At 51.7% G+C, this 10,892-nt stretch carries 8 protein-coding genes and 1 pseudogene; all 9 read left to right on the top strand.

All coding sequences use genetic code 11. The features are described from left to right. Nucleotides 1-2,537, top strand: a pseudogene (locus ACGCCZ_RS13740) (hypothetical protein); the annotation flags it as partial. Next, entirely contained in the window at nucleotides 2,534-2,911 is a 378-nt protein-coding gene (locus ACGCCZ_RS13735; RefSeq protein WP_411656281.1) for a hypothetical protein, read from the top strand. The pseudogene ACGCCZ_RS13740 and the gene ACGCCZ_RS13735, both read left to right, overlap by 4 nt. After that, a complete protein-coding gene (locus ACGCCZ_RS13730; RefSeq protein ID WP_411656326.1) occupies nucleotides 2,908-4,581 on the top strand; it encodes a hypothetical protein in 1,674 nt (557 codons plus the stop codon). The genes ACGCCZ_RS13735 and ACGCCZ_RS13730 overlap by 4 nt, the downstream gene beginning before the upstream one ends. Beyond that, nucleotides 4,574-4,951 (top strand): hypothetical protein, encoded by a 378-nt coding sequence (locus ACGCCZ_RS13725; protein ID WP_411656325.1) that lies wholly within the window; start codon nucleotides 4,574-4,576, stop codon nucleotides 4,949-4,951. The genes ACGCCZ_RS13730 and ACGCCZ_RS13725 overlap by 8 nt, the downstream gene beginning before the upstream one ends. Nucleotides 4,952-5,029: 78 nt before the next feature. Then, complete coding sequence (locus tag ACGCCZ_RS13720) at nucleotides 5,030-6,037, top strand: DUF6273 domain-containing protein (RefSeq protein WP_411655613.1); 1,008 nt, start codon at nucleotides 5,030-5,032, stop codon at nucleotides 6,035-6,037. A 9-nt stretch (nucleotides 6,038-6,046) separates the two neighbouring features. Then, the gene (locus ACGCCZ_RS13715) at nucleotides 6,047-7,333 is read left to right on the top strand and encodes a phage tail assembly chaperone (RefSeq protein WP_411655614.1); all 1,287 of its coding nucleotides are present in this window, start codon (nucleotides 6,047-6,049) and stop codon (nucleotides 7,331-7,333) included. After that, the gene (locus tag ACGCCZ_RS13710; protein ID WP_411655615.1) at nucleotides 7,317-8,087 is read left to right on the top strand and encodes an N-acetylmuramoyl-L-alanine amidase; all 771 of its coding nucleotides are present in this window, start codon (nucleotides 7,317-7,319) and stop codon (nucleotides 8,085-8,087) included. The genes ACGCCZ_RS13715 and ACGCCZ_RS13710 overlap by 17 nt, the downstream gene beginning before the upstream one ends. An 18-nt stretch (nucleotides 8,088-8,105) precedes the next feature. After that, nucleotides 8,106-8,339, top strand: a complete 234-nt coding sequence (locus ACGCCZ_RS13705) for a hypothetical protein (RefSeq protein WP_411655616.1) — start codon at nucleotides 8,106-8,108, stop codon at nucleotides 8,337-8,339. A gap of 85 nt (nucleotides 8,340-8,424) precedes the next feature. Then, nucleotides 8,425-10,722 (top strand): hypothetical protein, encoded by a 2,298-nt coding sequence (locus tag ACGCCZ_RS13700; protein WP_411656324.1) that lies wholly within the window; start codon nucleotides 8,425-8,427, stop codon nucleotides 10,720-10,722. The last annotated feature ends 170 nt before the right edge of the window (nucleotides 10,723-10,892 follow it).

The raw sequence follows: 10,892 nt of genomic DNA, 5'->3' as shown, positions 1-10,892 counted from the left end.
CGGAGGCATTTGGAGAGGCGCTCTCCGGATTGAGCGATGGAGTTGCAACAATCCTACCGCAAATAGCGGATGTTGCGAGCGAGATCGTTATGGGATTGGTTGACGGACTCGCTGCATGTTTGCCTCAGATCAGTACAGCTGCTGTGGGCATGATCACCACGCTGTTGCAGGGATTGATTGAGGCGTTACCATTACTCTTAGAGGGCGCCATTGAGATCATCATGGCTCTGGCCAATGGGATCAGTCAGGCCCTCCCTCAACTGGTGCCTAAAATTATCGAGGTTGTTGCTGCCATTGTCCAGACATTGATCGACAATATACCTCTACTGGTTGATGCGGCCATCCAGTTAATCCAAGGACTTGTGCAGGGACTGCTGGATGGATTACCCATCTTAATTGCTGCTATCCCCAATATTGTGACCAACCTGGTCGATGTATTGCTTGCATCGATTCCTCGGCTAATCGATGCGGGGATACAGCTGCTTACGGCATTGGTAGACGCACTCCCAGATATTATTGCGGCCATTGTGGAGGCAATCCCAGAGATCATAGACGGGATTCTCACAGCATTGCTTGATAATATCGATCTCATCGTGCAGGCCGGGATCGACCTGTTGACCGCTCTGGTCGAGGATCTCCCGATGATTATCCAGACGATCGTCGACGCATTGCCGGACTTAATTGACGGGATTATCACGGCGCTGATGGATAATCTGCCAGCGATTATTGATGCGGGCGTTACGCTATTTTTGGCTTTGATAGATGCACTCCCACAGATCATTACAACGCTTGCAGAGTCTATGCCCAGGATCATTGAGGGGATCGTTACTGCATTAACGTCTAATATTGACAAGATCATCGAGGCAGGTATTACCCTATTTGTGGCACTCGTCCAGGATTTGCCAGCCATTATTGCGGGGATTATCAAGGCAGTCCCACAGATCGTCCAGGCGCTTGTAGATGCGTTTTTGGGTCTGATGTCCAAGATCCAGGATGTCGGACAAAATATCGTCGAGGGCATCTGGCAGGGCATCACAGGAGCAGGCGAGTGGATCAAGGGCAAGGTCACTGAGTTTGCCAACAGCATCCTCGGCGGCATCAAGGGAGCCTTGGACATCCACTCCCCGTCTCGCGTGATGCGTGACCAGGTTGGTAAGATGATTTCTATGGGCATCGCCCTCGGTATCAAGGACAAGACCAAGGATGTTACAGGAGCGATTACCTCCGTATCCAATGCAGCGATTAAGGCAGCTAAAGCGAGTGCCGACTCTTACACGGAGATTGGGGAGTCTTACATAGATAATTTGACCTATGCCATCGACACAGGTGTAGATGCGTCTGTGGCTGCGATGGAGCAATGGGTCGAGGCAAATGTGGAGGCATATAACCATAAGGTTGACTCAACGACAGAGTCCATGGTTGCCGCCAAAGAGCGTCAAATGGACAAGGTCGGTAAAACCCAAAAAGAGGCCATCCAAAGGGAGATCGACGCTATCGAGGAGAGCGCCGACGCTCAAAAAAAAGCATATGAGGATGCAGGCAAAGAGGTCACTGACGCATATAAGGATGCCTTGACGGACGGCTACGATGAGGCATTGCAGATCACCAAGGACCGGATTACAGAGATCACCGATGAGTTCCAAGGCGCGAACGATGATATCCTTGCGCAGCAAGAGGACATGCAATCCAAACTGGCTGGCTTTGGAGACCTATTTGTGATTGATGATGAGACTGGTGACCTATCCCTTGTCAATTTGGACGCGCATATTGAGGCCCTGCGTGCATACGACAAGGCTCTGTCACAGCTCCAGATGCGCAAGTTGCCGGATGGATTTATTGATCAGGTAACGGCTCTCGGAGTCGAGGAGGCCACCAAATTTGCGCAGGCGCTGGTTAATTTGCCTGCGGAAGAATTTGGCAGCTACATGGCTGCTTGGCAAAAGCAGCAGGATTTGGCCAAAGGGATTGCCGATCAATTTTATAAGAGTCAGCTCGATACGCTCAACAAAAGCTTTACGGCCAAGCTAGATGCGGCTTTGGCCTCGGTCCCATCAACGCTGAGCAGTATTGGACAAAACAGCATCCAAGGGATGATTGATGGCATGTACTCCAAGTCTGGAGCCCTGTCTACCGCTGCCGCCGATATTGTGCGTCAAGCCATCAATGCCATGAGAGATGAGGCGGACATCCACTCCCCATCCGGCAAAACACGGGATCTGGTTGGCGAGCCTCTCGCACAGGGCGTAGGTGTTGGGTTTGACCGGGCATTGCCAGATGTCCTCGCTCAAATGCGCGGCGCGGTAACCAGCGAGGTCGGGAGTTTGTCCGCTGTGGCCACTGACCGAACAAATGCACATGCAGCCCAATACGCTCCAGCGGCCACGCAATCCACCTACTATCATGAGTACATAGAGACGACGCCTACGATCAATCTTAAGGGCGATATGGCGGCTCTTGCCCGGCACATGTATCCGTACATCGAGGTCGAGCGCAAACGACGAGGCGATAAGATGGTCAAGGGAGGCACAACAACATGATCGAGATCAACGGCCAAAAGTATCCCGGTGCAGAGATAACCGACCTTAAGCGCGGAGAGATACGTGAGTATAAGTATGATCTGATTGCGGAGAGCGGCCGGAAACGCAGTGAGCTGCGTGCCCGGTATCGCACGTATACAGTCACTTTGGGCAGCCTTGACCAGGCCGCTTATGACTCGCTGCGCGAGGCATTGGCTACATCGGACGAGTATGTGTCCATTACTTTGCCGGACGGTCAAGATGATGTTACGCTGGACGCCCGTGTAGAGATCGGTAACGACTCTCTAATGTTTTTAGAGCTGGATGGCACACGGCGCTGGGATGGCCTTACGCTCAATATCACCGGAGTAGAGCCTTTGGAGGATGGCCAATGAGTACCAGATGCGAGATCTCTTTTAGGCTGATGGATGTTACAGCGGTTGACGACGCCACCCTATCCGCCACAAATTACAAGCCTTGGTCCGATCTCTATCAGATCCATGATGAGACCCAGACGCTGGATCCATGGGCAACGTTAGAGGGGGATGGTATCCCGCTTGATGGGAGCCGGTTACTTTTTCCGGATGATCCTGTCCAAGAGTTTATGGGAGTTTGGTCAAACACACTCTCTGGATCAGATGGAGTGTTTGCAGTCCCTCCCACATTGACAATCACATTTACGGAGCCTCACACCTCTGTAGGACTTACCTTGGTATTTAGCGAGTCAACCGGAGACTGGATCCATGATATGCATATCGTTTGGTATGGACAGAGCGGCAATGTGATACACGAGGAGGATTTTGCTCCGGTTTCCGCCAACGCCTCTTATGGTCCGCTGGTGGAGGGATATTATAAGATTGTCATCACATTTTTGGCAACCAACAAGCCATACCATTATCTCAAATTATCCGGGCTACGGTACGGCGTGCTTAAGGTATTTGGAGGCAACGATCTTATCAGCGCCAATGTGATAGAGGAGGTTGATTTACTCTCCGACGAGTTGCGCATCAACATGCTCTATTATCAGTTTTACTCGCCGTCCGGAGAGTTTGACATACTTGATCCCAGCGGTGCATATCGTGCTTTCCAGTTGAGGCAGGATATGGCTGTTACAGAGTGGATTGATGGTGATCCCATGGACATGGGGACCTATTATCTGCAAGAGGCTGCAACTGACGGCAATGTCACAGATGTCACCTGTACCGATCTATTAGGCGTGATTGATGGCACAGAGTACATGGGAGGTTTGTGGCTGGACGGCATTACGGTCGGGGACTTGGTGTCCGATATTATGGCATCTGCCGGAGTCTCGGATCTGTATGAGCTAGATGCGGATATCGCCAGGATCACCCTCAAAGGGTATCTCCCCATCTGTACGCATCGGGCGGCGCTGCAGCAAGTAGCGTTTGCTGCAGGTGCTTTGGTGTCATGTGCGCGCAGTAATATGATCCGTATTTTTAAGCCATCGACTGATGTGTCGGATACGATCAGCCCGGACGACAAAGTGGTGGGACATAGCCTCACGCAACGGGAGCTGGTGACTGGGGTAGAGGTATATGTACATCATTACAGCCTCTCTGATGAGAGCAGCGAGCTGTTTGTAGAGGAGTGCCAAGTGGGTGATCGTCTGGTCAAGTTTTCATCCCCTGCTGCTGAGCTCTCTTGTACAGGAGCAATCATCGCTGATAAGAGCGTCAATTGGGCACGTCTTACGGTCTCTGAGGCTGGCACAGTTACGCTCACTGGCAAAACATATGAGGATCAGACAAGTCTGGGAGGCTCCGTCACTATGCCCAATCTACCGGCAAACTCTAAAGCTAATGTAATGGCAGTGGAGGACTGTACGCTCATGGAGGACGCGCAGGCTATGGCACAGCGAGTATACGACCACTATCAACAGAGGATCGTAGAGCAGGGGGACCTTTTCCCCGGTGCCTGGCAGCCGGGAGATAAGGTCCAGCTGCAGCAGATGTCTGGCAATGCATTGACCGGTATGATAACGTCCATGGATATTGATCTCACCAGCGGATACATATCGAGTGTGGAGGTGATTGGCAGTGCCTGATCTCAGATGGGATCATACGAGCGGGGAGTCATATAGCTATACGGATTTTAATCGTATCGAGACAATAATACAGCAGCTACAGGAGCTGTTGAGCGGCTATGGATACACGGTATCCAATCCTTGTAAGACAGATTGGACACGGGATAGCCCTCCCTCTTATGGAGAGATCAACCGGATACGTAATAACATCAATGCGCTCCAAGAGGTGTTTTGCCAATTACCAGACTGGCAGGAGATCATCTACAACAACACAATTGATTTTGGCCAGGTTAATGTCTGGGAGTGGGATCTCCACACCATTGGCGCTTGGCTGGACAGGATGGCTGCCGCTTGGTGTTTTTGCGGCGATCTCTATGTAGGGGAGGTATGATTTATCAAAGATAGGATATCAACACATCCGGGGCGGGTATTGCTTACGCCTGTCAGTGGGCAGACCAATGTATTTGACATGAGCCGTGCAGACGATCCAATAGAGGATGGTACTCCACTCAATAAGGCGACGCTCCTACAGGACGATACAGCCTCATTACTTGATCTCGGTACAAAGGCTACTCCCGATCTAATGTTTAGTGCTCTGTACAATCGCACATTGGCACTCCATTTGGTCACAATTTCCTTCGACCCAGAATTTTCTGGTGAGGAATTTACAGTTGCCCAAGGTGACGATACTGTGTATACGGGCACAGTCCCAGAGACGCTTAAAAAAGTCATTGGACTTAGCTCCGCTGATACGACATATCGTATTACCTGTGGAGATACATATCGGGATATAACAACTGGACCATACTACGGGATGCAGACAATTGCTATTAGGTCTATATATCCGGATTTGGAGGACAATAGTTGGGACCAGATTGCCCAAGCAGCTAGTGCGGGAGTTGCGGCAGACTACTGGGCTGTTGGAGACACAAAAAACATTAAATTAAGCACAGGAGAGACACTTACTGCACAAATTTGGGATTTTGATCACGATGATCTCGAAGGAGGCGGAAAAGCTTCTATCACCTTTGGATTAAAAAATCTTATGCAAGATACGTCAAGAGTAGCAGAACAAGACGAAGATTGGTCTGATTGCATAATGAGGACAAAATTAGAGGCTATATTTGCACAACTTCCCGAAGACCTTAAATCTGTAATAAAGCCTGTAATAAAAAAGACATATAGACCAGGGTCGTCTTATGATACTATTTCTACGGTAGATAAACTATGGCTAATGTCCGGCGCTGAATCAGCATATCTATCTTCGGAAGAAGGGTATCCTTATCCAATTTTTACAGATGCGGCCAGCCGAATTAAACGCCTATCAAATGGGGATGGATCCGTCGAAGATTATTGGCTTAGAACTCCTAACAGATCATATACAAACCGATGGATGTATATTAGTACTGGTGGAAATTATACGACATCGACTGATCTGTCTGTCTCAAAAGGTATATGTTTTGGCTTTTGCATATAGGAGGTAACGATGTTTCTTTTGTTAGACCAACAGGACTTAATTGTAGATATGTCCGATCATATAATCCCTACAAAAAGACAATCTAATGGGGTTATTGTTGCGTGCCAGGAGGACGACTCTGACACCATATATGCATGCGATACGGATACATATTACCCTCTCTCGCTTTATCATACAAAAGAGATTGAGGATGTACCTAATAACGTAGTATCTGGATATTGGTATTATCGAGACGGATTTTTTACGACTGCAAAAAAAATGTATGCATACCGGGACGAGCTCCTTAATCAGTGCGATCTGATTTATTGCAATCCGTCTAACTGGTCGGCGATGGACGAGGCCACTCGTGCGGTATGGCAAGAGTATAAGCAAGCATTGCGGGATATCCCTCAACAGACGGGATTCCCGTTTTCGGTTTCTTTTCCTGCGCTTCCGGCGCAAGAAATCAAGTCAATGGGAGGATTTCATATGATCTTGACAATGGCAGATGGTACACGGCTCTATTGCATTGGTAATACCGGAGCCAATCAATCGTATAAGGGCGTCTATCGCCCTGGTGTCTGCATCAAATTTGATCCACAGGATTACACAGACCAGGAGTTGCGTACCATTTTTACAGACACAGCTAAAACAAAGTCTATGACGATCACAGGAGCAGACAAGCCGATCGAGGGCTATACCCTTTTTGTCCGGTCTTATTATCAGGAGGGGCAAATCGGCATAGAACTCGTCAAGGAGGTCAGCGTAAGAGAGACTCAACTCATGGAGCAATCTGAGGTGCAAGCCGCTGCAGTCGCCACCATTATTGGTGTCACTCCGGACGCGATTACCCCAGAGCTGGCACAGACCACCCGTGATAACATTGAGATGCTGGTCTCCTATGCACCGGATCAGGAGGCGGCTAAGGCCCCATCCTTGTATCCCTATTGGATAGTTGGGGAGGCAGTAGTACCTGGAGATCGGAGATACTACACGCCGACGCAAAAACTGTATAAGGTCCGTGATGGGCAAGGCCATACGACACAAGCTGATTGGACACCAGATAAGACGCCCAATTTGTGGGAGGTCATTGATGTTGTCCATGCAGGGACACAGGATGACCCTATACCCGCAGCAAAGGGCATGGAGTACACGTATGGCAAATACTATCTTGACCCAGAAGACGGTAAACTGTATCTATGTCAACAAGAGGGCGAGGAGGATGGAGGTACAATCAACCTACAGTATTTGCCTCATGAGCTTGTGTCTTCCTATTTTGTCGAGGTGGAGGTGAGTAATAATGAGGATATGGATTGATGCTGGGCACGGAGGCAATGACCCCGGTGCTTGTGCCCAGGGGCGACGGGAAAAGGATTGTACATTGCAGGTATGTGTAGAGCTTGCAAAATTGCTTAACTCATACGGGATATCCGTTGGACAGACAAGATCGACAGATACGTATGTGGATGTCGATAAGCGCGCCTCATTGTCTAATCGGTGGGGAGCCGATTATTTTGTGAGCGTCCACCTCAATGCTGGTGGTGGATCCGGTCTGGAGACTTATTGCTCGATCATAGGCACCAGGTCTCGCAAATTGGCTGAGCAGGTACAGCGAGTACTCCTTAGACTTGGATATCATGATCGGGGCGTCAAAACCAAGACTGGCACGGATGGCCGTGATTATTACGCAGTCATCCGGGAGACGACGGCTCCAGCTATCTTAATTGAGCTCGGTTTTATCGACTCCCCAAACGACATGCGCCGATTTGATCCTACACATGCAGCCCGTTTGATTGCGACTGGCATCCTCGCCGCTGTGGGCAAAGATGCACCTGTAATATCTGATACCACGCAGGACATCACTTTGGTACAAGGTGGCAGTTACCACGTCAAGCTAACAAGCCCTGTTAAGCCAGCCTTTACCGTGGGCAATGGTGCGGTGCTGCAGACAATTACTGGACGTCAATCAGGTAATGATTACATATTTGGTGTGAGGGCAATTGGCAAGTCAGGTCAAAGCACAGGCGTATATGCAAACGGCAAGTTGCTGTTTGGTGTGTTGATTAAGTAGAGATTAAGGAGGATTAATATGGATATTAATAGCTTTTTAAGTTGGGAGACTTTGGCCACTTTTACAGGGGTTGCGGCCTGTACGGGCTTGTTCACCCAAATGCTGAAGAGTATGACGGCTGAAGCTACCGACGCAGTGGCTGTCTTACATCATTGCGGCGGTGCTACTGGTCGTCACAACAGCAGCCACAGGCGGTTGGATGCAGCCCTGGACGGTCTGGGCGCTGATACCGCTGAATGCAGCTCTTGTTAGCTTGGCAAGCAATGGTGCATATCAGGCGGTTATCCGTATCAAAGACGGTAAATCGACCGATGAGACTGTCTAACCGGAGGAGTACATGATTACACTTAATCGGGATTGGAGTATATCTGCAGCTCCGCAAGAGCTGGTTGTAGGGTATGCCGCAGAGCATAATGTCTACACTTTGGTTATACTGCAGACCGGTGGAGCTATGTATGCAGACTGGACAATTGCTATGGACGCAGAGACGGGGATACGCAAAGATGTTTGGCTGGTGGACGCACAGGTATCGGAGGATAACCTTATCCTACGTATCCCTATCAAGAGGGAGTATATCCCAGAGGGTGGGATCGCTCATGTGCAGCTCAGATACGAGGCTCCAGATGGGCGCACCAAAAAGTCCGCTATTATTGATCTGAGGATCAAGAGGAGCATCAATGCTCCTGGGGATGTCCCATCACCACTCCCCTCTGAGTTTGTGGAGCTTGAGCAGCAAGTAATGGACGCTCGTGATGAGGCTGTAGAGGCGGCAGATCGTGCGCAGGTAGTAGTGGGGAGCAGTCCTTACATTAGCCCTGACGGTACATGGATGATTTGGGACAAAGATGCCGGAGAGTTTGTCGACTCTGGTGTAGATGCGATCGGACCCAAAGGAGACCCTGGCGAGACCGGGCCGGAAGGACCACAAGGGCCTAAGGGAGATCCCGGCGAGACCGGGCCAGAGGGACCGCAAGGACCTAAGGGAGATCCCGGCGAGACCGGGCCAGCGGGGCCACAGGGTCCCAAAGGAGACCCTGGCGAGACCGGGCCAGAGGGACCGCAAGGTCCTAAGGGAGATTCCGGCGAGACCGGGCCAGCGGGACCACAGGGTCCCAAAGGAGACCCTGGCGAGACCGGACCAGAGGGACCGCAAGGACCTAAGGGAGATCCCGGCGAGACCGGTCCAGCAGGACCGCAGGGGCCCAAAGGAGACCCCGGTGAGACCGGGCCAGTAGGGCCGCAGGGGCCTAAAGGAGACCCCGGCGAGACCGGGCCGGAGGGACCGCAAGGTCCTAAGGGAGATCCCGGCGAGACCGGTCCAGCGGGGCCACAGGGTCCCAAAGGAGACCCTGGCGAGACCGGACCGGAGGGACCGCAAGGTCCTAAGGGAGATCCCGGCGAGACCGGACCAGAGGGACCGCAAGGTCCTAAAGGAGATCCCGGCGAGACCGGGCCGGAGGGACCGCAAGGTCCTAAGGGAGACCCTGGCGAGACCGGTCCAGCGGGGCCACAGGGTCCCAAAGGAGACCCTGGAGAGACCGGACCGGAGGGACCGCAAGGTCCTAAGGGAGATCCCGGCGAGACCGGACCAGAGGGACCGCAAGGTCCTAAAGGAGATCCCGGCGAGACCGGGCCGGAGGGACCACAGGGTCCTGAGGGAGACCCCGGCGAGACCGGGCCGGAGGGACCGCAAGGTCCTAAGGGAGACCCTGGCGAGACCGGGCCAGCAGGGCCGCAGGGGCCCAAAGGAGACCCCGGCGAGACCGGGCCGGAGGGACCGCAAGGTCCTAAGGGAGACCCTGGCGAGACCGGGCCAGCAGGGCCACAAGGTCCTAAGGGAGACCCTGGCGAGACCGGGCCGGAAGGACCACAAGGTCCTAAGGGAGATCCCGGCGAGACCGGGCCGGAGGGACCGCAAGGTCCTAAGGGAGACCCTGGCGAGACCGGGCCAGCAGGGCCACAAGGTCCTAAAGGGGACGGTAGTTGTCCCATTGTCACTACATCAGGTTCTGGTAGCAAATACACAGCGACAGTAGATGGCATCACAGAGCTAATCACAGGGATGATGATTGTAATTATCCCCCATGTTACTAGCACGACGGTGGTACCTACCCTGGATCTCAATGGATTAGGTGCTAAAACGATTTATCACCATTACAGCTACACCAATATGACCCGTGCATCAGCATATTCGTATAGTTGGCTTACAGAAAATATCCCTCAGCTGTTGCAGTATGACGGTGTGGCCTGGATTGCAATAGGCAAAGATCGTCCTTATGCAGATGATCTCACGGGTACGCTTAAGGTTAATCATGGAGGTACCGGAAAGTCAAGTTTAACTCGGTATGGTCTGCTATACGCATCATCCTCATCGACTATAACACAGCTGTCTCCTCCATCCAGTAGCGCCTTTTTGTCACAGCAGAGTAGTTCTGTGCCTGTCTGGAAATCATCAGATGATATGTGTGATGCCATAGGGGCGGTCCCTGTCGATATAATGGATGCTCTCCTCGCAACAAAACTGGATGTTGACGGCGATGCAGCCAGTGTCAATGGACTACATTTTACGGTAATGGAGGCCACGCCAGAGACGTTGCCTACAGATACCGTTGCTTTTGTCTTTGAGGAGGGGTAACGTGCCAATCATACGGGCTAATCCACAAGGCATCATACAATCCGTATCGGTAGTACCTATATCCGGGGCGGACGGAGTGATACGATCGGCGACCAGCAGCTGGCTACAAGATCGTACAGGGATTATGCGTCCCGTATACGGCGGAGCCACTCCGCCCAGCAGCAGGACAT

The sequence above is a fragment of the Anaeromassilibacillus sp. SJQ-1 genome, from assembly GCF_046693725.1.
In the GTDB taxonomy this organism is placed as follows: Bacteria; Bacillota; Clostridia; order Oscillospirales; family Acutalibacteraceae; genus Anaeromassilibacillus.
This window is presented reverse-complemented; position numbering and strand designations above follow the sequence as displayed.